Here is a 23273-nt window from a genome sequence, read left to right as displayed (position 1 = left end):
CTCACCCCTCCCCTCGCAGAATCACTTGCATCCACCACAACCCCATCAGCAGCATGGCTACGAGCGCTCCCGCCACCCAAACGCCCAATGTGTTGAACCAGGCTTGCTCAAATGCTGTGGCATCCAGAAGGTATAAAGCTCCCGCCACAAAACCCGGCAAGCAGAACATGATTCGCGCCTGCAAACGGGCCTGAGCGGTCAAGGCAACAATCTTGTCCTCGATAGTCAAACGTGCCCGAATGGTTTGCGCCAGTATCTTCAAGCGTTCCCCTAACCCCGCCCCCGTACTCTGGCCCATCTGCAAGGCACTGACCAGCATGGCCAGTTCTGACACCGGCACTCGCTCCACGAGCTCCTGATACGAGTCCTTGGCACTCGCACCCAGGCGCTGCTGACGCAAGAGCAAACGCAACTCTTGCCCTAAGGGCGCAGGCAAAGATTGAGCCAACTGCTGCAAGGCCGCTTGCAAAGCCAAGCCTGCTTGCAGACTCAAGGCCAAAGACAGCACAAAGTCCGGCAGTTGTCGTCGTAGCGTCTCCAGGCGACGCCGTCCCATCCAGCGCAGAACCACTAAAGGCGTTACCGCAGCCAACAAGGTCACCAACGCTGCCAGCCAAAACGACGGTATCAGCCACCATGCGGCCAGAAAGATCAGAAGCAAACCAGCCCAGGCCACAAAAGCAAGATACTGGCTGCGTACGAACACAAAATGCGACTGCAAGCTCTGCTCGGACTGTTTAAGAAGTTGCTGTCTATAGCGCTTAGCGAGACGCTGCCCTGAACGCAGCAACACATAAGCCAAAGCGGTGGTAGCCAAGACAATCAACAAAATACTGAGCAATTTCATGCTTGCCCCTCTGATGGGGAGACATATTCAGACCTCAAGCCGCTGGCCGTAAAACCAAACTCCGGGCGGTAACTGTACAGAGTCTGCAATTGAATACGCTGCGCTTCTATACCGGTTACTTCCACAATCTCGTGAACTAAACGCTTGCCATCGGGCAAACGGCTCAGTTGCACAATAATGTGCAGCGCCCGCGCGATATGCTCCCGCACGACCAGCAAAGGCAAATCCAGGCCCGCCATCAAGACCATACCCTCCAGGCGCGACAAAGCATCACGTGGGGTGTTCGCATGCAAGGTCCCCATCGATCCTTCATGGCCTGTATTCATGGCGGACAACATATCAAAGGCCTCCGCCCCCCGACACTCTCCGACCACAATCCGGTCTGGCCGCATGCGTAAGGATTGTCGCAACAGGCTCCGTATATCCACCTGCCCCTGACCTTCTGCATTCGCAGGCCGTGACTCCAAAGCCACCCAATTACTGTGCTGTAACTGCAACTCGGCTGCATCTTCCAAGGTCACGATTCGCTCTCCCGAATCGATGCAGGTGCTGAGCACATTCAGCAAGGTGGTTTTACCTGTACCCGTTCCGCCTGAGACCAGAATATTGCAGCGCCGCTGCACCGCCTGTTGCAGAAAATAGGCCATCTCCGGCGACAAACTACCCGTCTGCAACAGATCCTCCAGCCCCAGGCGTCGTTTGGGAAATTTGCGTATGGTCACGCAGGTACCCTTGACCGCAATGGGCGACAGTACCGCATGGAAACGCGAGCCATCGGCCAATCGTCCATCCACTGCGGGCGAGCTGATATCCAGCCGTCTACCCAAGGGAGCCAGGATGCGGTCAATAATCGCCCGCAAGGCCGACTCACTGCTGAACACCAGAGGATGGGCTTGGAGCCGCCCCGCCTGCTCGACAAAAACTCGGTCGTAATGGTTGACCATGATCTCCGAGACCGAGGTATCTGCCAGCAAGGGCTCCAAAGGTCCCAAACCCACCGCCTCAGCGCAGACACTGGCCTGCAGTCTGGCCTGTTCATGCTTGGGGACAGCACATTGGGCCTGGATCAAGCGACCTAGACAATCAAAGGCTTCCTGCTCCAGCTGCTTGTCGCTTACGCGAGACAAGTCCCGACGCTCCAGCTCCAAAGCACTCAACAAAGCTTGATGCAAGCGTTGCTGCTCTTGCCTGAATAGCTCACTGTCGGATACTGGGAGATCTGCTTGCCCGGAAGTGAAAAAGCCTTGCTCGCCTTGTGCGGTCAGTCGCGGCTCCTCCAATACAAAAGACGGTTGTTCCGGGGCTACCAATGGACTTTTCAAGCTCGAAACAGCCACATCACTTCGTGATGGAACCTCCTGCCCAAAGCCCGTAATCCGCAGCTTGAACCCACCCAACACCAGCACATCGCCCAGGCGCAAGGGCCCGTCGTCATAAACCCGTTTGCCGTTTAGCTGCACCCCTGTCAAAGAGCCATGGTCCTGGATGTACACTGCCCCTGCCCGCTGCAACAAACTGGCATGCTGCCGTGCGATACGCCAGGATGGCAGAACAACATCACAGGCAGGGTCACGCCCTATCAAGGCCGGCAAACTGACCGCACAAAGACGTGTCGCCCCCAACTCTGACTCAAGTTCAAGGTTCAACACGAAACACCTCACTATCGGGTTCTGCCCATTGCGACCAGGCTCCTTGTCCTGCCCCCTTTGGAGTGGCGCGCACAGGCGTGTTCAAGCGTGGAGCGTCAGGAAAAGTCTGGTCCAGCCACTGGGCAGCATTCGCCTGCCGAGCCAACAAATCCGGATGTTCTGCCGCCACCAATGTCGGGGTCACAAAGACCGCCAGTTCCGTCTCCTGCCGGGCAAAGCGTTCGGAACGAAACAAGGCACCCAGCACTGGCAAACTGGCCAGCCCCGGCAAGCGATCCACATGCCGGGACTCTTCACGTGAAATAAATCCTGCCAGCACCAAGGTCTGCCCGGAACGCACGTTGAACTCGGTTGAAGCTCGTCGGGTTTTCAACGCCGGCCCGGCAGGTTGGGACAAGCTGGCATCCACAGAGCTGACTTCGACCTCAATCTGCGAGCGCACCAAGCCACCACGCTCGACCCTCGGCACGATACGCAGAGATACACCATAAGGCTTGAAGCTGGTCTTGCTGTTTCCCTTGTCATCCGTGGTGGTGTAAGGCAGCTCGCCCCCAGCCAGAAACTCGGCTTGCGAACCACTACGCGCCAGAAGCTGCGGCTGCGCCAGAACCACCGCATGCCCTTCCTGCGCCATGGCTTGAACGCGAGCAGACATCAAGGCGCCAATGCCAAAGAACGCCGCCCCCTGCTTGGCAGGGAATGCCAAAGGCAGGACCGCTTCACCCGGCCTATCCAGAAACTGATGGGTGGCCGCATCCCAGGCACCTCCCATACTCAAACCACCCTGTGAGCTGCCATCCCAGCGCACGCCCAGCTCCCGCAGGCTGTTGCGCGGCACCTCGACCACCTGAACGTCCAACAAGACCATTGGCTCCCAACCGTCCTGCTGCGTAAAATCCAGTAATTGAGGGTGCTCCTGGCTTAACGCCTGAATGCGTTGCTTGTCCTGATCGCTTAAGCCCTCTCCTTCCAGCACCAGCTTTCCGCCCAATTCGCTGACACGTAGCTCGGGAATGCGCTCTAGCAAACTTCGTAGCTCCGCTAAGGTTTGCCTCTGGTTTTCGGGTGACACCTCAACGTGGTAGGACTGACTTTGCCCGGAATGGGACCACACTTGCACCACAGTGCTCCCGGTCTTGCGCGCAAACAAAATAAGCTCGCCCGATTCTGTAGTGACGGCGTGAACAATGTCGCCGTCCCCCACCGCTACCCGCTCAACCTGTGTCTCGGACAGCACCATCAACTCACCCACTTGCAGCCCCAAGCCCTGAGCCTGACTTTGCAGGCTTGCGCCAAACAGGGCTCCGAACAACAAGCTCACAACTGCCCACCTGGGCCCATAGCGATTTCTATTCATGGTGCTGCCCCACAGAAAAACTGTCCGGCATATCCAGCCAACCCAGGCGCTCCACCTCAGCCTGCTGCCCAAGTTGCCCTGCCGGTTTGTTGCCGTACAAAACCTGCACAGGCTGTTTGGGCCTTGCACCCGGCCCCAGCCCCAGAATATCGGCCAGCTCACCGCGCACGGCAGCCTGATGGGGCGTGTGATCATCCGGATTGCGCAGCAAGGCACTGATACGTCCATGTTGTCTGGCCGCCAGCAACTTCAAGGCATCGTCCGGACCCACATCCAAGGTCAAGGTGTTGTAGGCATCCTTATCCAATCGGGCCGTGGCCGAACCTTCACCCGACTTTTGTCCTGTTGCCAAAACAAGAACAGACTGCAACAACGGCGCCGTAACCCGCCGTTGCCTGTCATCAAAGCTGACATAGATATCAATCAAGTCTCCCGGTCGAATCAAACCCGACACCGAACTGATCGCATCCACCGGTACAGTCAATGCACGCCTGCCAGATAACAGTTGCTGTGAAAACGGGCTACTGACTTCCTGCACGTGCGCCTTACTGATCAAGTCACCTGCTCGCAAAGGCTGGCTCAGCACTTGCCCTACTAGATTCTCAAACTGCGCCACATCCCAACTATCACTAGGCACCAGTTCTGCAGGAAAGGCACGGGCGGCCAGATGCTCCGCTTGCAGCACGGTCCCCGCCGCCAGGCCGGACGCGGCCACCACCCGATCCAACTGGACACGATGCGCCGCCTGTTGCAACGCTTTTTCCTGCCGGTCCAGATAACGACTACTGGTCCCGGCTGCCATCAAACCAGCCAACAAGGCCAAGAGGCCAAACCCTGCGCTGGGATGACGACATAGCCACAAGAACTTTGCTCGCATCATGAGACCTCCTTTTCACAGGCACGGCAGATCAAGAGCAAGTAATCTTGCTGCTCATGCTCCAGTTCCATCACATCCAGCTCGGCTGGACCTTTGCGCCAGTAACGCTCACCCGCCTGCGCTCCCCAATCTTTGCGACGCAAGTCGGCTTGCCATCCAGGTTCGGCCACCAGCAGCCAGCTTTGCACTTGCCCTGGCTGTTCGTGCTGCCACAAGACAGCACCGCCAATGGGTGGTGCTGCAGACAAAAGAGGTGGCGGGGCAAACGCCTGAGCGTTTTCAGAAACACTTAACAAACCCGACAAGACGGGGGTTTGTATATCCTCCAGCCACAAAACGCAGTTCTTGCCCTGTTTGGCACGCAGGAACACCCATTGCCCCTCCGTTCTGATTGCTCCGTAATGCACACCACAGAATGGCTCTAGATGAGAAGCCAAGGTCTGCGCATCCAGGCTAGTTTTCAGCCCCCAGCTATACACGGGCCCAACAGCAGTCTGTGCCGCCTGCATTTGATTCCACTGAATCCGGGGATCCTGTATAGGCCCCGTCAAAGCCTGCGTTTTGGCCGGCACAGGGCTGAACATCAACAAAAACAGCAAGAGCAAGGCAAGCAGTTGTCTCATGGCTGCTCCTTGGGGCCATGATCCGGCACGTAGTCCTGCCACCGACTCAACCAGTCCACATCAGCTTGCGCTCGTCCCCAAGCCGCGTCCATAGGCCCTGCATGTCGTATCGTTTCTCTGGCAGCGGGTCTGCTCGATCCCACTGCCTCACCCCAAGCAGTCGTACTGTTTTCCAAACGCTGACGAGTCTGCTGTGTACTGGCCGCCTGCCCCGCAGCCGCCCACAAGTGAGATTGGCGCTGCAATTGCGTCTTGGTCCTCAACGCCTCCAGCCAGCGCGGCCACGGAATGGAAACGCGCGACTGTGCCGTCCAAAATCCGCTACGCAGACTCAAAAGCTCCCATTGCAGGGACTGGGCTGTCGCTATCGGGGATGCCAAAAATCGGGCAGGTGCCGTCTCGTGAGCAGGACTGCTTCCAACTGAAACCGGCTTGCCATGAGCGTCATGCATAAACAGGCTCAAATGCGTGCTGTGCTGCATTTGCTGCAAGCGATACTGCTGCTGCATCAGCCAACGCCCCGCCATCACCATCAAGCCCAACACCACACCCAGCAAACAAGCCTCGATCAGCGCCATCCCTTTTTGTCGCTTACTCATGATTGGCGCCCCCCTGGATCCATCAACCGTGCCTGCCAGAAAGGCAGGAACAGACTGGGATTGGGGCTCACCCCAGAATCTGCGCTATCCGGTGGCCGGGAGAAAAACGATTGAGCCGCCGCCCGTGTATGAACGGTCTGACCCAAATGGCCTTGGGCCTGCAAAGTCAGCACCAGATCGGGGCCAGCGCTGTGCTCTGAATCTGACAAAGCATACCCATCTACCCACGGCCTTTGACTCCAGGGCCTGGCATCGCGTCGTGCCCAGGATTGCGCCACCGTATTGCTTTGAGCAGATAGCAAAGAGCCATTGCCCTGCTCCAGCGCCCACTTCCAGAAGCTCTGCCCAGAAAAGTCATCCGGTGCATCAATCCCGGACGCATGCGCAGGTGTTTGCAAGGCCCACGCCATGGCATATTCCCGGAAATAACAGCCTATCCAACGGTTGGAACGCACCATATGCATGGATTGCGTATCGTTGGAATGCCAGCGACCCGAACGATCAAATTCGGTACGACCTGCGCGACGCAAACGATGCCGCCACAAGGGACAACGCCGATCCACACCGGGATAAGAGCGAGCCTCGTAATCCCGAGGGGCCAGAAAGCCATACAAGGACACCAAATGCGTCAAACCCGGCTGCCACTGTGTTTGCCCGGATTGTGGTGACAGGAACTGCGGCCAATCGTCCTTCTCAAGCTGCCAGCGAATTGCTTGGGCGGGCCAGTCTGGCAAGCTGCCATCCAAGGTCGCCTGAATAATGGCCTGTCGGCGCTGCGGCAAACCCGCTACCAACTGCTGTTGGGCCTGCGCCAGAACTTGATGAATCAAACGCTGATGGGCTTGAAAAGCCTGTTCCAAGGCCTGCTGATTGTCCTCGGCAGAACGCGCCTGGGTATACGCCAGGCCATGAGCAGGGCCAAACATCATGGCGACTAAATGCGCAGGTGGATTCGCCCGACGCGCTTGCCCGGACTGGGTCTGCGCCGCCCTGTCCCACGTTGCCAAGGTCAATAAATGCCCCAAAGCCAGTTGATGCCCCAACTGCGCCCGGTTGATATAAGACAGCAGATTCAAGGTACGCGCCTGCTCGGTGGCGGCACCATAGGCCGCCGCATCCAGCACCAAGGACAAGCGCCCTTGCTGCTCGGCAATCTGGTTCACATGAATGTAGCCGCCCCAGGCGATAGACAGGAGCGCCAGCGCGATCAGCCCCCAGGCCAGCGCCGCCCCCTCTTGTGGATAGTCGGGCTGCCTCATTGCGCATTGCCCGTAAAAGATTTCAGGCTCTTGGCGCTGCCTTGAGCGGCCGCAGCAGAAGCGGCTGATTGCGCTTGTTGTGTCTGCTCGGAGCCATCCTCGCCCGCCAATTCCTTGGCCATGGCCGCAGTCTGGTTGCGAATCACCTGACCAAAGGACTGGTACACCGCAATGGCCGCCACAGCGACCAAAGCCACAATAATTAAATACTCGACCATACCCTGGCCGCGCTGCCGCCTGATGAACTGTCTCATTGGAATCTCCCAAAAGTCAGTTCACAGTCTGCCCCTTGTCAGCGAGCCAGAATATCCGCAAAAGCCGAGCCGGATGGGCTTGTCCGGCTACGGTCTATGCGGCTACTTCATATAACACTTGGCACTGTCAGCGTCACAAAGCTTGCAGGTCAATACGAGCCACCTGATCAACAGGCTCCGGCTCCCCTTTTTTTGCAAATGGCCGCTTTACACTGACATAAAGCTGCTGACCGTCAGGCGTCACAGAAATCGTGTTGGGATGCACTGGCAGCGTAATAGTCTGTTTGATGGCATAGCTGCTAGCGTCGATGACACTCAGCGTTCCACTGCCTCGGCTGGCTACATACACTTCATTGCGAATCGGGTTATAGCGTATCCCCACCGGCATGTATCCCGTGGGGATTTTGTGCAGAATGGCACCCGTTTTCAGGTCAAACACCAAGGTGCCTTCACTATTATTCAGTTGATTGGCAAACAAGCGTTCACTCTTGCTATCCAAGGCCGTATTGACCAGAAAACGTCGCCTGATATCGCTAGGCGACAGCTTCTCCGCGATGCGGTTTTCACCAACCAGTTCCCAACTTTGCGTGTCGAACACTGCATAGGCCGCCGTGCCACTGGCCAGCAATTTATGGTTCGCTGCATCCAGGGTCAAACCTGCCGTGGGCGCTTCAAGGTCGCGCAGAATACGGTTTGTCGAGAAGGTCTTGCCGTCAATAACCCAGATAAAACCAAGATCTGTCACACCACTGACGATGACCTGATTGGCAGCTTCATCCACCACGATCTGGCGTGTATGCACCGGCTCGCCCTTGGCATCTTTGACGCCATGATGCAAGGTTCCCTTGAGCGTACCCGTTGACGCATCAACAGCTGAAACAGCGCCATCCCGGGTATGACCGGCATAGAGCGTGTTGGTACGCGCATCCAAGGTCAGAGCAAATGGCTTGAATGGCAGATCAATCTTTTTCCGTACGGCCAGGCTGACTGGATCAAGCTGATAAATCGAGCCGCCTCCCTTGCTGGTGAATTCCTCCGTACTCGCCACAAACACGGCCTTGGAGGCCGGGCTGTACACCAGCTCGTAAATGCCCGGCGCAACTTCCCGTTGCAGGACGGCCTCTGACACCGGAGTAGATACGGCAGCAGTCGCCGCTACTGGCGTGGGTGCCGCATGAGACGCGCCAGTCAGCAAAAACAAGGGCAGCGCGGCTGCAAGAACGGAACGCTTGCTGCGCGTTAAATAAGTAAATTTCTTGGACATACAAACCTTTTTAAAAACACCCCTGGCGGAAACGGCCAGGAAAAATGACAGATGCAAACTCAGAACCGCTGACTGACCGTCAGCAAGACCTGGCGAGGTTTGCCCAGGTAATTGCCGGTGCTGATGCTGGAGCCGATCTTTGAGTAGTACTGCTTGTTGCTCAGGTTATCGATATTCAACTGCACGGATGTATTGCGGTTGAAGTCGTATCTGGCCAAGAGATCCACAATGGCGTAGCCAGGCTGCTCGATACGGAAATTTGCCCCCTTGTAGAACACCTTGCTTTGCCAGCGCACGCCGCCACCCAGGGTCAGGCCATCCAAGGCGCCACCCAGTCGGTATGTACTGAAAATTTTCACCATATTTTCTGGACTGCTTCGTTCGTTATACAACTCACCCTTTCTGGTTCCCGAAGCATATTCAGAGCGTGCGTAGGTATAGCCTGCACTGACGTTCCAGCGATCGGTCACGGCACCGGCCACCTCAAGTTCCACGCCACGCGTACGCACCTTCTCTGCCGCCTCATAGCAATACAGCACAGCGGGATTGCAGTAGGTCACACCGGCTACCTGCGTGGGTAGATTCAACTGCTCCAGCTGAAACAGCGCGATCGATGCATTCAGGCGCTTGTCCAGAAACTCGCCCTTCAGGCCCAGCTCATTATTCGTCCCCTTGACCGGGTCCAGCAAGGAGCCGTTAATGTCGTAATAACTTTGCGGCTTGAAAATACCGGTGTGGCTTGCATAGACCGAATAGGTGTCATTCAAGTCATAAACCAGGCCGACATAGGGCACAAACTCGGCATCAGCCGAATAGTCCGTTTTATAGTATTGCGACTTGGACTTGAACCAGCTCACACGACCACCCAGTATGAGTTTCAATGGGTCCGCGATATCAAAGCGTGCCGAGGCATAAAGTCCCAGTTCTTCCTTGTTCTCATCTACATAGTAGGGATTCAGACCAAAGGTCGGCTTGGCCTGCGAGGTGGGACTCCAGCTCTCCGGATCAAGCGGAATGTTGGCGGCGGAACTGCCATCCACCCGCTCATTTTCCTTGTTGGCATTGATCCCGATAGAAAAATCATGATCACGCCCGAACAGCGTCAAGGGACCATTTGCATTGACGTTGAACGCGTAATGCTTGTCACGCATATCCACGCTTTGAGTAAATTTGCGCAGTGCGCCGCCGGTATACCAGGGGTAGCTCGCAACGTAATCGGACTCGGCCCACGCCGCGCGAGTCAGGGCTTTCACGACCCAAGCGTTGTCAAACCGATGCTCCAGGTCTGCATACAGCGTTGTCTGACGACGGTCCAGATACTCCCAGTCGCTGCCCAGAAAATCATGAGGCGACAAATCGTAAAACGAGCCATCTGCACGGGTCGGAAATCCTCCCCAGCTATAGCCGTCGTTATGTTGCCGCTGCCGTGACAAACCCAGGCTCAGGGTGGTGGCGGGCGTAAGGTCCACGTCCACCACGCCATAGAACAGTTGTTCCTTCTGGCGGTTGTAGTCCCGGTAAAGTTTGCCACCTCCGGCCACAATGACCGCACGGCCACGCACAGTGCCGGACTCATTGAGCGCATTGGACAGATCCACCACGCCACGCGCGTTCTCCCATGATGAGGCCGTCACGCGGGCCGAATACTGAGGTGTCGAAGTCGGTCTTTTGCGGATCAGATTCACGGATGCCGACGGGTTGCCAGACCCTTCCAGCAAGCCCGTGGCCCCCCGCACAATCTCCACCCGGTCATACATGGCCAAATCATCATCGGCCAGAATATCGCGCGAATAGCTTTGAGTGGACGTCGTGATACCGTCGTACTGAATATTGGAAATGCTGTGACCACGCGCCAGATACTCCCAGCGCGAATCGCCATTCCCTTGGACGGCCACAATCCCCGGCGCATCACGCAGGGACTCATCCAGAGCACGGTAATTCTTGTCCTCGATTTTTTGATGCGTAATGACGGTCATCGACTGCGGTGTTTCACGCAGCGAGAGCTCCAGTCCGCTGGCCGATGTCGACGGCCCCATCGCGACATAGGAACCGCTCCCTTCTGTGGCCAGGCCCGTATTGGCCGTGACCGTGATCGGAGCCAATTGGGTGGTGTCATCGCGACTGGGGCGGGTCAAGGAAACCGTCCGCCCCTTCCAACTGGCCTGCACACCTGTCCCCTTCAACAAACTTTGCAAGGCCTGTTGCGGCGTCATGCGCCCGCTAACGGGCGCTACCTGCAAGCCACTGACGGTATCGGGCAAATAATAGATTTGGATATCTGCCTGCTGGCCCAACTCAAGCAAAGCCTGATTCAGAGATTGAGCCGGAATGGAAATAGACAAGGCAGGCACATCCTGCGCGACCACTGGCTCCAGCGGGCTGAGCGACAAGGCCAGTGCCAATACGCTGAGCCCTACACCCTGGACCGGACGCAAGGCAAAAAGAGGCCATCGTTTATTTGTGTTCTGTGGATACACCGTAGTACTCGTTATAAGGAAAGCGACGCACAAAGCGACAAGCCCTTTGGCCAAAGGCAATCAGGGACACAAAACTGTCCCTTCCCTCATAAGAGTCAATCAGAAGCAAACCCCGTAACGATTCTCGTTCTTAAATTGAAAGAAATTGTATCTTTCAGAGAATATGAGGTCTAACGAGCCGCAATACCCCATCGGCCATCCGGCCCTTGCACAATCACCACGGGTGCCAATGAGGGCAGGACTTCCAGAAAAGCCTGGGGGTCATTCACATTGAAGACACCTGTCACTCGCAACCCACGCAAGGATGGGCTATGCAGCACAATGCCTGGCTCCTTGTAGCGATTGAGCTCGGCCACGATATGTTCCAGTGGCTCGGCATCAAAAATCGCCTTCCCCTGCCGCCAAGCCAGCATCTGCTCGATATTTCTTGATTGCACAGTCGCAAAACGGCCACTTCCCAATCGCAGTCCTTGCTGACCCACCAAGTCGTAATAGGCGCTGTTCCACCAGGATCCGCTCTGTACGCGCACCGAACCGGATTCAACCGCCACATCAACCGTGTCCGTGTCTCGTCGCACGTTAAAACGAGTGCCCGTCACCCGTATCACCGCCCGGCCCGCATCGACATTAAAAGGCCGAGCGACCTCGGAGCGTACCTGGAAGAAAGCCTCCCCTTTTTCCAGCACTACACGGCGCTCGGACTGATAGAAGGAAACGTGCACCGCGCTGTCAGTATTCAGACTGATCAGCGATCCATCCGGCAAGGTCTGCTCAAGACGTTCACCCTTGCGGCTGATATAACGCTGGGCATACTGCTCACTTTCCAGCCAACGCTGCGGCCCCAGAACAGCGACTCCCGCGGCCGCCGCACAGGCACTTCCCAAACCTGCGATAAACGCTCTGCGCCCCCATTGCGGTGCCCGAGGGCGAGTGTTCTGTGCCAAGCGTGCCTTGAAAGCGGCATCCGGTGTTGCCTGCGCAATCGACCACATGGCTTCCATGTCCTGATAGGCCTGCGCATGACGCGGGGCCTGTTCCAACCATTGCTCAAGCAGCGTCTGATCCCCCTCCTGCATCAAGCCACCTCGCACGCGCGCAAACCAGAACGCAGCGGCGTCATGGGGATCATCAGGAATAGGAAGTGAATGGGATACGCTCATAGTCGCTACGATAGCTCGCCGGTTAATTCCTGTAGCAATGCGGGTGAAGACAGAATAGTGCTCATGGCGTGCATCGCTATATTAAGAGGAAAACTGCTGCAACTTAAGCTGCAAATGACGCATGCTGCGGGTCAGGTACTTTTCTACCGAACTAACAGACAAACCTAAATGACTGGCGATCTCGGGCACAGTCCAGCCTTCCAGCCTGTGGCAGGAAAACACCTGCTGACAGACAGGTGGCAATTCATCCAGGGCCGCTAACAAGGCTTCCGAAAGCTGCCCGCAATAGGCCGCCTCCTCGGCGCCCGATACCACGGGGTGATCCTGTTCGCTCAGATCTTGCAAGGGAATCGTTAAAGCGGGCTGCTCCCGCTTTTGTCGCTGTATCAGACTATTGGCCGCACTGCGGTGCAAATAAGCCCTGGGATTACTAATCCGGGCTACATCTTGCTCCAGCATTCCAGCAATCGCATCGTGGGCCACATCTTCCCCATCAACGCTGTTGGATGAACGCCGCGTCCACGTCTTGACCAGCTCGTGGTAATGCACGAGCCAAGTTTTACGTGAGGACGAAAAACGCGACATAAAACAGCATGGGGTAAATAGACAAGACGGACATAATAATAACAACGATTCTCATTATTGTTATTATGGTTTGATCTGAACAAGCAAAAATCTGGATATCGTGGGGAGTATCAGCATCATCATTGCTATTGCACAGTTTATGGCGCAGCCAACCCTACACTAAGCTTGGCATCCCTTGATCAGCCAAGGCAGACAGTCAAACAGCCTCCATCCAGCCTGTGGTACCATCCCCGCCCTGCCTCATGAGCAACACAAGCAGCACCAATAAAAAACCCGTCTGGAGACTGCTCTCCAGACGGGTTTATGACTAGCTAGTCAGACTTGGGTCAGACCAGACGCACGTCTATGCTGCCCAGACCGTCGATCGCCCCGTGCATCACATCGCCTCGTTCCACCGAGCCGACACCGGCTGGGGTTCCAGTGAAGATAATGTCACCAGGGACCAGCTCGAACAGACCCGACAGATAAGCGATGGACTCAGCCACATTCCAAATCAGCTGGTTCAAATCGCCGGTCTGACGACGCTCGCCGTTGACGTCCAGGGTGATCGCACCTTGGGATAGCTCACCAATACGGCTGCGTGGCACCAGAGGGCCGGTCGGTGCGGAATGGTCAAAAGCTTTGCCCACTTCCCAAGGGCGACCGGCTTTTTTGGCTTGCGTCTGCAAATCTCGGCGGGTCATGTCCAGACCCACCGCGTATCCCCACACACATTCAGCAGCCTGCTCGACCGTAAGATCACGCCCGCCCTGGGACAAGGCAACGACGAGTTCGATCTCGTGGTGCAGATCCTGGGTGCGAGAGGGGTACGGCATGTCGCAGACTTGGCCGGGCAGCACATTCAAAATGGAGTCCGCCGGTTTGCAAAAGAAGAAAGGATCTTCTCGACCGGTAAAACCCATTTCCTGTGCGTGCTCGACGTAATTGCGGCCGACGCAATAAATGCGGCGCACAGGAAAAACCTGCTCACTGCCCTGTACGTTCAATGCCGCCATTGCCGGCGCGGGGATAACCGTGCTCATTTTGCCTGGCCGTCAGCAAAACGCTTGGCACCGTCTACCAGTTCTTTCTTGGCAGCTTCGATACCTTCCCAGCCCTTGACCTTGACCCATTTGCCTTTTTCGATGTCTTTGTAGTGCTCGAAAAAGTGCTTGATGCGCTCCAGCTCTTCAGGCTGCAGGTCTTCAGGCGATTTCACGTTGCGGTACAGGGGATACAGCTTGTCGGTAGGCACAGCCAGCAGTTTGGCATCGCCACCTGCCTCGTCGTCCATGTGCAGCACGCCAATAGGACGGCAAGGGATCACGGCACCGATCTGGATGGGGAAAGGAGCGATCACCAGCACGTCAACCGGGTCGCCATCGTCCGAAATGGTTTGCGGAACGTAGCCGTAGTTGCAAGGGTAGTGCATGGCAGTCAGCATGAAGCGATCCACAAAAACCACGCCGTTCTCGTCAACTTCATATTTGACGGGGTCCGAGTTCATGGGGATTTCGATGACTACGTTGATCTCGTCAGGCAGTTTTTTGCCAGCAGGTACTTGGGCGAGGCTCATTCGTGCAAACCTTTAAAAATAAAAGAGATTAATCATTGGAGCGTCGAGGACGGTCCGAAGTTTGAGACAGATCGACCCCAGGAATGGGAGCCGTATCAAAGTAATCATCCAGATCCGAAGAGGAACTCACGCTATCTTGCGAAGGCGAAGCTGCAGGAGGCACGGGTTCGGCCACGACAGGCAAGGGACGACCTTGATCAGGCAGGTCCTCGGCCACGACGCTGGCGGCATAGGTGTAACGCGGCAGATCATCGTCATTTTGCGATGGCAAACTATCCGCATCAGTATGACTGGGGTCATGACGCGTATCAGCCGCTGGCAAGGCCGTGCTGACCGCCAGAATCGGCAAAGTACCGGCCATGGAAGCCGCCTTGCGCCAGTAAGAAACGGCTTCATCGTGGCGACCCAAGCTGTCGTACAAGTTCCCCAGCAAGGCGTGATTGCGTAGATCACCCTGGATTTTCAGGCTGCGCAGCAGGTAGTGCTCGCCCTGCCCCCACAGTTGGCTGGTCAGGCAAAGGTGGCCCAAGGTGGATAGCAAGACCGGATTGTTGGGCTGGCTACGCAACCACTCTTCGGCCTTGGCCAAACGACGGCCCACATATTCAGGTGGGCACTGGGCGTAGGCTTCCAGAAGACGGCTGTCGAAACTAGCCGCAATGGCCGGTTCCAAAATACGGCCGGCCTCTTCGTAATTACCTTCACGCTCTTGAATCAGGGCGGCTTCCAGCGCTATGCCGGGCAAGACTTTCTCTTCGGATTTCAGGTCCGACCACAAGGCCTTGAACTGTTCAACACCGCCCGCGCGCAAACGAGCGGCAGCAGCAAATTCAATGCAATTGAGCGCCTCTTGACGCTCGATGCCACTGCGACGCACCAGCAAACGGGTCAATTCATACACGCGTTCGGCATTGCCTTGTTGACGATAGGCGCGCAATAGCAAGCGAGTGGCATGCAGATGGCGCGAACTGGCGTCCTGCAAACCCTGCAATAGCTCGATGGCTTCTTCTGTACGGTTCTGATCCAGGTACAGCTCGGCCGAGGCGACGGCACTGGCTTCTTTCAAACGCACATCATCGCCCGCAGCGGCACGAGCGGCCGCCAAAGCTTCATCACGTTGGGCAATCTGACCTTGATAATGTGCCGCACGTGCCGCTGCCAAACCTGCCACGACTTTGCTGGTCTGCGAGCGGGTTTTGCTCATCAGCTTCATCATGTCTTTCTCGGCCTGTTCGTAACGGCCTTCGAGAATGCTGATCCAGCCTGTTTCCAGCAAGGTTTGATCGCGGCGTTGAGCACGGCGGCCGCGCCACAGGCGAAAACGCTCTGGGCCATCACTGAACCACGCCAACAAGCGCAACAGCACATACAGGACGATGAATAGACCGAGCGTACACAGAACCACGTAGGTCAGCGACGCACGCGCCAGATAATGCGGTGTCACCAAGTAGACGTTACCAGCATGTTCACGCAAGACCAAGGCCAAGGCAACTGCGGCGACAAATAAGATGAGAGTCCAAAACCAAGTACGCATACCTTACCCCTGCGCCTGCGCGGGCTGTTCCGTCTCGGCTTGAGCGGGAGCGCCAGACTCAGCCTGCTCAGCAGCAGAAGCAGCAGGCTCCTCCTGCTTGGCTGGTTCTGTGGATTGAGGAGAGTCGGACGGGACGGGGACGGGGCCGGTGTCGCCCTGCTCCGGCGTGGTGTCGTCGGTGTTGTTCTGACTACGACCAGCCTGGGCTTGACGCAGGCTTTCAATGGCTGCCAAGGTGTTATTCACGGTAGGCAAACGCGCACCGATGCGAGTGTCTTGCAATTGACGGGTCAGGCGCAAGGCTTGTTGAACCTGATTCGACTGGGTATCAAAGCGTTTTTCCAGGGCCGTCGCCACCGCATTGAGCTCGGTCTGCCAGACAGCAGACTGGTTCATCATCATGGCCAACTGTGCGGCCATAATGCGCAGACGCAGATTTTCACGTAGACGGGCGGCCTGATCGGGCGACATCAACAAAGCAGCGGCATCGTCTACACGACGAATGGAGACAAACTGCCCCAGATCGTGGCTGACAGAGCGCCACGCACTACTTCCCCACTGCTGCACCGTATTCCAGCTGCGTTCCCACCAAGGGGCATCCGCAGGCAACTCGGCAGACGCAACCGACTCGGACGACAAGTCCAGGGCTTCGGTGTTCGCACCGCCGGCAACATCATCGGGCACCAGCAAAGGAGCTTCCGATACGTAGCGCGACAAGGTGTCCAGTTGGCGGGACAAAGAGGCCACATCCACTGTGGCTGCCGCTCGAAGGCGTTCCAAATCGCCATTCAGGGTTTGTTGCAAGGAGGCCAGACCGACACGATTGGCACGCGCCAACTGCGCCTGGGCGGCTTCCAGAGAAACGATGGCGTTGGCTACATTGCCACCGAGCATCAGTTGTTGCTGCGCAATCGTGGCCAAGTGATCGATATCATTTAGCAGAACCAATTCCGAGCCGCTGTCTGTCATGGTCTGGAAGGCTTGACTCAGATCATGAAACTGTTCGGTGGAATCGTTAAAGGATTTCTCCAACTGGGCGAGCTTGTCAGATTGACGCTGTGCCAATGCCAGCGCCTGCTGCGCGGTTTGGCGCGCCTGCTCCGTGGTGTTGATATTGGTTGCCAGTTGGGCCTGCAGCTCGGCCTTGTGCTTTTCCAGCAATGAATTCTGGTACCAAAGACCGGCAGCAGCCAGCACCACAACAACAGCCGTCAAGGCATAAGCCGGACCTGCACCACTTTTACGCTGTTCAGGCGTGGTGGTGCTTTCTTTAGGATCGGAGTACGGACGAGAAGCCGGTGTACTGGCTGGGCTGGAAATCGGAGTCTCCGGTTCGCTTGCGGATGCGTTCTCTGTTTTATCGTTCATGGCAAGATTGTAATCCGTGTAAGGCTAATCGCGCGAGAGCACCGCCATCAAGGCAGCGACAATGTCATCATCGTCTGGCGTACACCTTTTTACCATTGGTGGCGCTGTGATTCCAGCCTGCCGCAATAAGGACTGTAAATGTTCCTCAATACGCGGATGAATGACCACATAGGCGCATCGCGCCCAAACGTCCATCAAACCCAGGCTTTGGACATTAGCAAATACCGCATCGGCACTTTGAGAGCTGCTAAGCAACACGGCCAGACGGCCTGCCTGCAAACTGGCACGAATTTGACGGCCCTGCTCCACGCTCCACTGAGCAGGACTACGCTGGTAAATGGCCAGACGCTGAACCTGAATACCGCGCTTCTCCAGTTGTTGCCCCAACCACTCACGGCCATTATGGCCACGCACAATAAGCACCCGCTCAAGTTGCGCGAGCCGAGGCTCCAGCACCGTCCACAGGGCCTCTGAATCCTGCAAGGAGTCAGCACTTTCAGGATGAAGTACGGCTTCTGAACACACGCCCGGCTGGGTGCGTAGGCGGGTGGCGGTGGCCAAACCAACAGCGGCCAGCAATACGTTGTTAGGCCAGCTCCGGCCACGCGCCTGCAAGGCCGCAAAATAGAAATTAACGGCACTGCTGCTCACAAAGAGCACCAGATCAAAATCGTTGGGGTCTTGCCATTGTTCCTCAGACAGGTTTTGAGCCTGCAGGCTCAAGGCAGGCAAGACCAAGGAAGAAAAACCCTGCACAGCCAGGGCGGCCGACAGGGTTTCATTCCGTCCCGCAGGGCGGGTCAGCAAGACACAGGGCAGGTTCATGCCGCTTTACTCACCTTCTACGGGTAGTTCCGTAAGCAAGCGATCCAGAATGGCTTGGGCACCTTGCTGCTTCAGGTCGTCCGCCAGAGACAGACCCAGCTCTTCCGCATCTTTAGCTGCACCACTGATCTGGGCACGGTAAACCGTGGAACCATCAGGCTCGGCCACCAGGCCGCTTAGATTCAGTTCGTCACCATCCAGCGTGGCATAAGCGGCCAAAGGCACCTGACAGGAACCGCCCAAGGCGCGCGATACAGCCCGTTCGGCCAGCGCACACACATGGCTGGTGGAATGAGCCAAAGGCGCCAGCCAGTGGGCCACATCGGTACGGGTTTTCAGGATCTCGATGCCCAAAGCCCCCTGTCCGGCCGCCGGCAAGCTGTCTTCAATCGAAATGTAATCGCGGATACGTTCGGCTAACTCCAGACGGCGCAAACCAGCCGAAGCCAGAATGATGGCGTCGTAATCGCCACGATCCAGCTTGGACAAACGTGTCTGGACATTGCCACGCAACGGACGGATGTCCAGGTGCGGGTAGCGTTCACGAATCTGAGACTCACGACGCAAGCTGGAAGTCCCTACGATGGCACCAGCAGGTAAAGCCGCAAGATTGGCATAAGTATTGGAAACAAAAGCATCGCGTGGGTCGTCCCGTTCCATGATGATGGGCAGATCAAAGGACTCGGGCAATACCACTGGCACATCTTTCAAAGAGTGCACCGCCAGATGGGCACGGCCATCCAGCAAGGCGGTTTCCAGCTCTTTGACAAACAAACCCTTGCCGCCCACCTTGGACAACGTACGGTCCAGAATCTGATCGCCACGGGTCGTCATTTCGAGCAAGGACACCTTGCATTGCGGGTACAGCTGCTGCAAACGGTCGCGTACATGCTTGGCTTGCCACAAGGCCAGTTGACTGGCACGAGTGGCAATCACCAATTCCTGAGGAGTAGAAGCCACAACAATCACGCAGCGAAGTAGCGCACGATAGCGGCAGCAACAATACCGATAATGGCCAAGATACCTAAGCCTTGTAGCAGCGACAGACCGCTTTCCTGACCTTTGGCGTCAGAGGATTTAAAAATTGCCATAGAATTATGCTTCCTTGGTAGAACCTTTACGGTGCGCCAGCCACTTGCCCAGCGCCACCACTAATAAGGCACAAACAATCTCGACTCCGAGTTTAACAGGCTGGGGCTGCACGCCAAATTGATTTTCCACAATCTTGTCTGTGACCAGCATGCCGCCTGCAATCCAGCCTAACAAAGCACCACCCAGGGTCACCACGATAGGGAAACGGTCGATCAATTTCAGGACCAGAGTGCTGCCCCAGACAATAATGGGGACACTGAGCAATAAACCAAAGATCACATAGCCCAACTGGTGGTCCAGATGCGCGTTTTGCGCTGCACCGGCAATGGCAATCACGTTATCCAGGCTCATCACAAAGTCGGCGATGATAATGGTTTTAACGGCGGCCCAGATCGTGCCGCCCCCTTGGATATTGCCGTGCGCATCATCGTCGGGCATCAACAGCTTAATGCCGATCCACATGAGCAAAAGACCGCCCACCACTTTCAACAAGGGCAGGTCCAGCAAGGTCAGCGCAAAGAAGATCAGGATGACACGCAGAATAATCGCGCCTACAGTACCCCACAAAATACCTTGCATGCGCTGCTGCTGAGGCAGGTTGCGGCAGGCAAGCGCAATCACAACCGCATTGTCACCACCGAGCAGAATATCAATCAGTACAATTTGAAACAGTGAACCCCAATGCAGGGTTTGGAGAAATTCAATCATTTCGTTCCCGTGTCGCTAAACGTGAGCCCTCTTCCCAGGCGCTGGACAACTTTTCTTTTTTTGTAGCCAGGCCGTTCCAAGACAACAACGCCCCTTAACGCAGCAAGCTAGTCCTAGCCTATGCAAGATGGGGGCTTTTTTCTTACTTGATTCGTTTGAGCATGATCAGGCTGGCCAGATTCGGGAAGGAATGCGCCCGGTTGTGGTGTTTTTCTTGACGAAACCGGCTGGCCAATCTTGCCCGGCTGCCTAAAGCAGCCAGACAACGAGCCCGCCGAAGCGGGCCCTGGTACGACTATTTACAGCACTGCCTTGAGCAGCTTGCCCATTTCGGATGGGTTACGAGTGGTACGAATACCGCAGGCTTCCATCACTTCCAGCTTGGCATCGGCCGTGTCGGCACCGCCGGAGATCAGGGCACCAGCGTGACCCATACGTTTTCCGGGAGGCGCTGTCACACCAGCGATAAAGCCAACAACGGGCTTGGTCATATTGTCTTTAGCCCACAAAGCCGCGTTGACTTCGTCTGGACCGCCGATCTCGCCAATCATGATAACGGCATCGGTATCAGGATCGTCGTTGAACATCTTCAGTACGTCGATGTGCTTCAGACCGTTGATTGGGTCGCCACCGATACCCACAGCCGAGGATTGACCCAGGCCCAGTTCGGTTACTTGTGCAACGGCTTCGTATGTCAGCGTGCCGGAGCGGCTGACCACACCGATGCGGCCCTTGCGGTGAATGTGGCCGGGCATGATACCGATCTTCAGCTCGTCAGGAGTGATCAGACCGGGGCAGTTCGGGCCCAGCAGCAAGGTTTTACGGTTTTCAGCGCGCATGCGGTTGCGAACTTCCAGCATGTCGCGAACAGGGATGCCTTCGGTAATGCAGATAACCAGGTCCAGATCCGCTTCGACAGCTTCCCAGATGGCAGCAGCAGCGCCTGCGGGTGGAACGTAAATAACCGACACGGTCGCGCCAGTTTCAGCCTTGGCGTCGGACACGGAGGCGTAGATAGGTACACCTTCGAAATCCTCACCAGCACGCTTGGGGTTCACGCCAGCCACAAAGGCTTCCATGCCATTACCGTATTCACGGCACATGCGGGTGTGGAACTGGCCGGTCTTGCCGGTGATCCCTTGCGTGATGACTTTGGTGTCTTTATTGATCAGAATCGACATTTGCTAATCCTCAACCTTTTCTTACTTGGCGGCAGCGACAACAGCAGTCGCCGCTTCGGCCATGGTGTCAGCACTGATGATGGGCAGACCGGAATCGGCCAGCATTTTCTTGCCCAGCTCTTCGTTGGTACCCTTCATGCGTACCACCAGAGGCACGTTCAGGTTGACGGCCTTGCACGCAGCGATCACGCCTTCAGCGATCACGTCGCAGCGCATGATGCCGCCGAAGATGTTAACCAGAATGGCTTTGACGCCCTTGTTGGCCAACATGATCTTGAAGGCTTCGGTCACTTTTTCGGCCGTAGCGCCACCGCCCACGTCCAGGAAGTTGGCAGGCTCGCCGCCAAACAGCTTGATGGTGTCCATGGTTGCCATAGCCAGACCAGCGCCGTTCACCAGGCAGCCGATATTGCCGTCCAACTGGATGTAGGCCAGATCGTATTTGCTGGCTTCAACTTCAGCAGGATCTTCTTCAGCCAGGTCACGGAAAGCCACGATATCGGGGTGACGGAACAAGGCGTTGCCATCAAAGTTGAACTTGGCGTCCAAAGCGATGATGTCGCCCGAGCCGGTCAGGATCAGAGGGTTGATCTCGGCCAGTTCAGCGTCGGTTTCGGTGTAGCACTTGTACAGCTTCTGGAATTCAGCAACGGCTTTCTCGATGGAAGCGTCAGGAACGCCAATACCGCGAGCCAGCTTGGTAGCTTGCTCGTCGGTCAGGCCAACAGCCGGGTCCACGAATTCTTTCAGAATGGCGTCGGGGTCACGCTCGGCCACTTCTTCAATTTCCATGCCGCCTTCGCTGGAAGCCATCACGGCCACGCGCTGGGTAGCACGGTCGGTAACGATACCGACGTAGTATTCCTTCTTGATGTCCGCGCCTTCCTCGATCAGCAGGCGACCCACTTTCTGGCCTTCAGGACCAGTTTGGTGAGTGATCAGCTGCATGCCCAGGATTTCCGAGGCCAGTTGACGCACTTCGTCAATCGAGCGAGCCAGCTTGACGCCACCGCCCTTGCCACGGCCACCGGCGTGAATCTGGGCTTTGACAACCCACACAGAGCCACCCAGCTCCTGCGCAGCTGCAACCGCTTCATCGACGGAGAAGGCAGGAATTCCGCGTGGCACGGCAACGCCAAACTGCTTAAGCAGTGCTTTGCCCTGATATTCGTGAATTTTCATGTGATACCTGTCAGTCTAAAAACACAATAAAAAAAGAAGGCAGGAACTCCAGGCCAGAGCCCGAGACCTGACTAAAACAAAAAACTAGTCCATCCCGTCGGTGACTTTGGGTCGATACCAGATGGGATAAAACTCCTCAACCACGGGACCGCTCAAACGCAAGGCATGACAGCCATCCAGGTGGAAAGGCTGCTTATCGGTGCGATAGATTTCTGATTCTCCACTGCTGCGACGTCGCCCGGCCATGGTCTGTACCGCAGTAGTTGGCAAAACCTGCGCCAACTCGCTCATGTGCGTACAGCCAGCCGAGCGCCCAAAGCGCTCTTTGACACCCTGACGAAACTGCTTGAGCAAATTCAGGCCTACCAATTTCCGGTAGGCGTGCGAAATGGACGAGCAGTTGTCCTGATAAGGGGCCGCATCGTAGACCGCCACCGCATCCACAATCTCGAAGCTGCTATCGATGGTGATACGCAGATGCATTAAATGCACGGGATCGCCTGCCTTGTGGGTTTGGCCATTGCGTATGGGAAAGTCGTAGGACTTCACATCCAGCAGCGAGGCCTCCAGATCCCAGAGGCCATCTTCCCGTGCAAACGACTGTACCGTGATGGTACGGGTATGCATTGGTTCACGGGCAATGGACGGCGGGGGCAAAGGCATTGATATGGACGAGGCGGCAAGATTGAAACCGATCAAGTATAACGCACCTCGTATGTTCCGTATCAGCCACTTACATAATCAGCAAGCACATCCAAAGCGGGCCAAACACAGGGTCTACGCGGCGTCGATACTACGGTATACCAAATTTGCATGAAAAAAACGACCGCCCGGCGGGAGGACGTTTTCGTTCTGTCAGGAAAATCCGGCAACAAGG

Annotated in this window: 23 protein-coding genes; all 23 read right to left on the bottom strand. The window is 56.5% G+C overall.

Annotated features, from left to right (window positions below):
• Window position 1: 1 nt before the first annotated feature.
• The 23 genes from LNA76_RS03380 to LNA76_RS03275 all read right to left on the bottom strand — a co-directional run bounded on the left by LNA76_RS03380 (window position 2) and on the right by LNA76_RS03275 (window position 23059).
• The gene (locus LNA76_RS03380; protein WP_230017923.1) at window positions 2-847 is read right to left on the bottom strand and encodes a type II secretion system F family protein; all 846 of its coding nucleotides are present in this window, start codon (window positions 845-847) and stop codon (window positions 2-4) included.
• Window positions 844-2493, bottom strand: coding sequence for an ATPase, T2SS/T4P/T4SS family (locus LNA76_RS03375; RefSeq protein ID WP_442778975.1), 1650 nt, complete (start codon window positions 2491-2493; stop codon window positions 844-846). Before LNA76_RS03375 ends, LNA76_RS03380 begins: the two co-directional genes overlap by 4 nt.
• Entirely contained in the window at window positions 2483-3853 is a 1371-nt protein-coding gene (locus LNA76_RS03370; protein WP_442778974.1) for a type II and III secretion system protein family protein, read from the bottom strand. Before LNA76_RS03370 ends, LNA76_RS03375 begins: the two co-directional genes overlap by 11 nt.
• Complete coding sequence (cpaB, locus tag LNA76_RS03365; RefSeq protein ID WP_230017914.1) at window positions 3846-4733, bottom strand: Flp pilus assembly protein CpaB; 888 nt, start codon at window positions 4731-4733, stop codon at window positions 3846-3848. The genes LNA76_RS03370 and cpaB overlap by 8 nt, the downstream gene beginning before the upstream one ends.
• Window positions 4730-5353 carry a hypothetical protein gene (locus tag LNA76_RS03360; RefSeq protein ID WP_108727583.1) on the bottom strand — a complete coding sequence of 208 codons (624 nt, stop codon included), beginning with the start codon at window positions 5351-5353 and terminating at the stop codon, window positions 4730-4732. Before LNA76_RS03360 ends, cpaB begins: the two co-directional genes overlap by 4 nt.
• On the bottom strand, window positions 5350-5952 hold the full coding sequence (locus LNA76_RS03355; RefSeq protein ID WP_230017911.1) for a pilus assembly protein TadE: 603 nt from the start codon (window positions 5950-5952) through the stop codon (window positions 5350-5352). The genes LNA76_RS03360 and LNA76_RS03355 overlap by 4 nt, the downstream gene beginning before the upstream one ends.
• The gene (locus tag LNA76_RS03350) at window positions 5949-7211 is read right to left on the bottom strand and encodes a hypothetical protein (protein WP_230017910.1); all 1263 of its coding nucleotides are present in this window, start codon (window positions 7209-7211) and stop codon (window positions 5949-5951) included. The genes LNA76_RS03355 and LNA76_RS03350 overlap by 4 nt, the downstream gene beginning before the upstream one ends.
• Complete coding sequence (locus LNA76_RS03345) at window positions 7208-7465, bottom strand: hypothetical protein (RefSeq protein WP_009462197.1); 258 nt, start codon at window positions 7463-7465, stop codon at window positions 7208-7210. Before LNA76_RS03345 ends, LNA76_RS03350 begins: the two co-directional genes overlap by 4 nt.
• A 133-nt stretch (window positions 7466-7598) precedes the next feature.
• Window positions 7599-8729 carry a YncE family protein gene (locus LNA76_RS03340; RefSeq protein ID WP_230017907.1) on the bottom strand — a complete coding sequence of 377 codons (1131 nt, stop codon included), beginning with the start codon at window positions 8727-8729 and terminating at the stop codon, window positions 7599-7601.
• A 59-nt stretch (window positions 8730-8788) separates the two neighbouring features.
• The gene (locus LNA76_RS03335; protein ID WP_230017906.1) at window positions 8789-11164 is read right to left on the bottom strand and encodes a TonB-dependent siderophore receptor; all 2376 of its coding nucleotides are present in this window, start codon (window positions 11162-11164) and stop codon (window positions 8789-8791) included.
• Window positions 11165-11376: 212 nt separating this feature from the next.
• Window positions 11377-12366 (bottom strand): FecR family protein, encoded by a 990-nt coding sequence (locus LNA76_RS03330; RefSeq protein ID WP_230017905.1) that lies wholly within the window; start codon window positions 12364-12366, stop codon window positions 11377-11379.
• Between the two features lie 81 nt (window positions 12367-12447).
• Window positions 12448-12951 carry a sigma-70 family RNA polymerase sigma factor gene (locus LNA76_RS03325; protein ID WP_094196951.1) on the bottom strand — a complete coding sequence of 168 codons (504 nt, stop codon included), beginning with the start codon at window positions 12949-12951 and terminating at the stop codon, window positions 12448-12450.
• A gap of 326 nt (window positions 12952-13277) precedes the next feature.
• Window positions 13278-13973, bottom strand: a complete 696-nt coding sequence (locus LNA76_RS03320) for a fumarylacetoacetate hydrolase family protein (RefSeq protein WP_094196952.1) — start codon at window positions 13971-13973, stop codon at window positions 13278-13280.
• Window positions 13970-14506: an inorganic diphosphatase gene (gene ppa, locus LNA76_RS03315; protein ID WP_094196953.1), complete on the bottom strand. Its 537-nt coding sequence runs from the start codon at window positions 14504-14506 to the stop codon at window positions 13970-13972. Before ppa ends, LNA76_RS03320 begins: the two co-directional genes overlap by 4 nt.
• 28 nt (window positions 14507-14534) lie before the next feature.
• Window positions 14535-16040 carry a heme biosynthesis HemY N-terminal domain-containing protein gene (locus LNA76_RS03310; RefSeq protein WP_094196954.1) on the bottom strand — a complete coding sequence of 502 codons (1506 nt, stop codon included), beginning with the start codon at window positions 16038-16040 and terminating at the stop codon, window positions 14535-14537.
• 3 nt (window positions 16041-16043) lie between these two features.
• Complete coding sequence (locus LNA76_RS03305) at window positions 16044-17408, bottom strand: uroporphyrinogen-III C-methyltransferase (protein WP_230017904.1); 1365 nt, start codon at window positions 17406-17408, stop codon at window positions 16044-16046.
• A gap of 24 nt (window positions 17409-17432) precedes the next feature.
• Window positions 17433-18233, bottom strand: coding sequence for a uroporphyrinogen-III synthase (locus tag LNA76_RS03300; protein WP_094196956.1), 801 nt, complete (start codon window positions 18231-18233; stop codon window positions 17433-17435).
• Window positions 18234-18239: 6 nt separating this feature from the next.
• Window positions 18240-19202, bottom strand: a complete 963-nt coding sequence (gene hemC, locus LNA76_RS03295) for a hydroxymethylbilane synthase (protein WP_108727591.1) — start codon at window positions 19200-19202, stop codon at window positions 18240-18242.
• The gene (locus tag LNA76_RS17950; RefSeq protein ID WP_003799533.1) at window positions 19199-19324 is read right to left on the bottom strand and encodes a hypothetical protein; all 126 of its coding nucleotides are present in this window, start codon (window positions 19322-19324) and stop codon (window positions 19199-19201) included. The genes hemC and LNA76_RS17950 overlap by 4 nt, the downstream gene beginning before the upstream one ends.
• A 4-nt stretch (window positions 19325-19328) precedes the next feature.
• Window positions 19329-20033, bottom strand: a complete 705-nt coding sequence (locus LNA76_RS03290; protein ID WP_094196958.1) for a TerC family protein — start codon at window positions 20031-20033, stop codon at window positions 19329-19331.
• A 299-nt stretch (window positions 20034-20332) separates the two neighbouring features.
• Window positions 20333-21214: a succinate--CoA ligase subunit alpha gene (sucD, locus tag LNA76_RS03285; protein WP_094196959.1), complete on the bottom strand. Its 882-nt coding sequence runs from the start codon at window positions 21212-21214 to the stop codon at window positions 20333-20335.
• A 21-nt stretch (window positions 21215-21235) separates the two neighbouring features.
• Window positions 21236-22396 carry an ADP-forming succinate--CoA ligase subunit beta gene (gene sucC / locus LNA76_RS03280; RefSeq protein WP_094196960.1) on the bottom strand — a complete coding sequence of 387 codons (1161 nt, stop codon included), beginning with the start codon at window positions 22394-22396 and terminating at the stop codon, window positions 21236-21238.
• Window positions 22397-22480: 84 nt separating this feature from the next.
• Window positions 22481-23059: a DUF2889 domain-containing protein gene (locus LNA76_RS03275; RefSeq protein ID WP_230017903.1), complete on the bottom strand. Its 579-nt coding sequence runs from the start codon at window positions 23057-23059 to the stop codon at window positions 22481-22483.
• Window positions 23060-23273 lie beyond the last annotated feature (214 nt).

This window comes from Alcaligenes sp. MMA, from assembly GCF_020907215.1.
GTDB lineage: Bacteria > Pseudomonadota > Gammaproteobacteria > Burkholderiales > Burkholderiaceae_B > Alcaligenes > Alcaligenes aquatilis.
Note: the sequence above shows the minus strand (reverse complement) of the source record. Positions and strands in the feature narration are given on the sequence as shown.

Coding starts and splice junctions, on each gene's coding strand:
- LNA76_RS03380 (WP_230017923.1), bottom strand. CDS start 847: ATGAAATTGCTCAGTATTTTGTTGATTGTCTTGGCTACCACCGCTTTG.
- LNA76_RS03370 (WP_442778974.1), bottom strand. CDS start 3,853: ATGAATAGAAATCGCTATGGGCCCAGGTGGGCAGTTGTGAGCTTGTTG.
- cpaB (WP_230017914.1), bottom strand. CDS start 4,733: ATGATGCGAGCAAAGTTCTTGTGGCTATGTCGTCATCCCAGCGCAGGG.
- LNA76_RS03360 (WP_108727583.1), bottom strand. CDS start 5,353: ATGAGACAACTGCTTGCCTTGCTCTTGCTGTTTTTGTTGATGTTCAGC.
- LNA76_RS03355 (WP_230017911.1), bottom strand. CDS start 5,952: ATGAGTAAGCGACAAAAAGGGATGGCGCTGATCGAGGCTTGTTTGCTG.
- LNA76_RS03350 (WP_230017910.1), bottom strand. CDS start 7,211: ATGAGGCAGCCCGACTATCCACAAGAGGGGGCGGCGCTGGCCTGGGGG.
- LNA76_RS03345 (WP_009462197.1), bottom strand. CDS start 7,465: ATGAGACAGTTCATCAGGCGGCAGCGCGGCCAGGGTATGGTCGAGTAT.
- LNA76_RS03340 (WP_230017907.1), bottom strand. CDS start 8,729: ATGTCCAAGAAATTTACTTATTTAACGCGCAGCAAGCGTTCCGTTCTT.
- LNA76_RS03330 (WP_230017905.1), bottom strand. CDS start 12,366: ATGAGCGTATCCCATTCACTTCCTATTCCTGATGATCCCCATGACGCC.
- LNA76_RS03325 (WP_094196951.1), bottom strand. CDS start 12,951: ATGTCGCGTTTTTCGTCCTCACGTAAAACTTGGCTCGTGCATTACCAC.
- LNA76_RS03320 (WP_094196952.1), bottom strand. CDS start 13,973: ATGAGCACGGTTATCCCCGCGCCGGCAATGGCGGCATTGAACGTACAG.
- ppa (WP_094196953.1), bottom strand. CDS start 14,506: ATGAGCCTCGCCCAAGTACCTGCTGGCAAAAAACTGCCTGACGAGATC.
- LNA76_RS03310 (WP_094196954.1), bottom strand. CDS start 16,040: ATGCGTACTTGGTTTTGGACTCTCATCTTATTTGTCGCCGCAGTTGCC.
- LNA76_RS03305 (WP_230017904.1), bottom strand. CDS start 17,408: ATGAACGATAAAACAGAGAACGCATCCGCAAGCGAACCGGAGACTCCG.
- LNA76_RS03300 (WP_094196956.1), bottom strand. CDS start 18,233: ATGAACCTGCCCTGTGTCTTGCTGACCCGCCCTGCGGGACGGAATGAA.
- LNA76_RS17950 (WP_003799533.1), bottom strand. CDS start 19,324: ATGGCAATTTTTAAATCCTCTGACGCCAAAGGTCAGGAAAGCGGTCTG.
- LNA76_RS03290 (WP_094196958.1), bottom strand. CDS start 20,033: ATGATTGAATTTCTCCAAACCCTGCATTGGGGTTCACTGTTTCAAATT.
- sucD (WP_094196959.1), bottom strand. CDS start 21,214: ATGTCGATTCTGATCAATAAAGACACCAAAGTCATCACGCAAGGGATC.
- sucC (WP_094196960.1), bottom strand. CDS start 22,396: ATGAAAATTCACGAATATCAGGGCAAAGCACTGCTTAAGCAGTTTGGC.
- LNA76_RS03275 (WP_230017903.1), bottom strand. CDS start 23,059: ATGCCTTTGCCCCCGCCGTCCATTGCCCGTGAACCAATGCATACCCGT.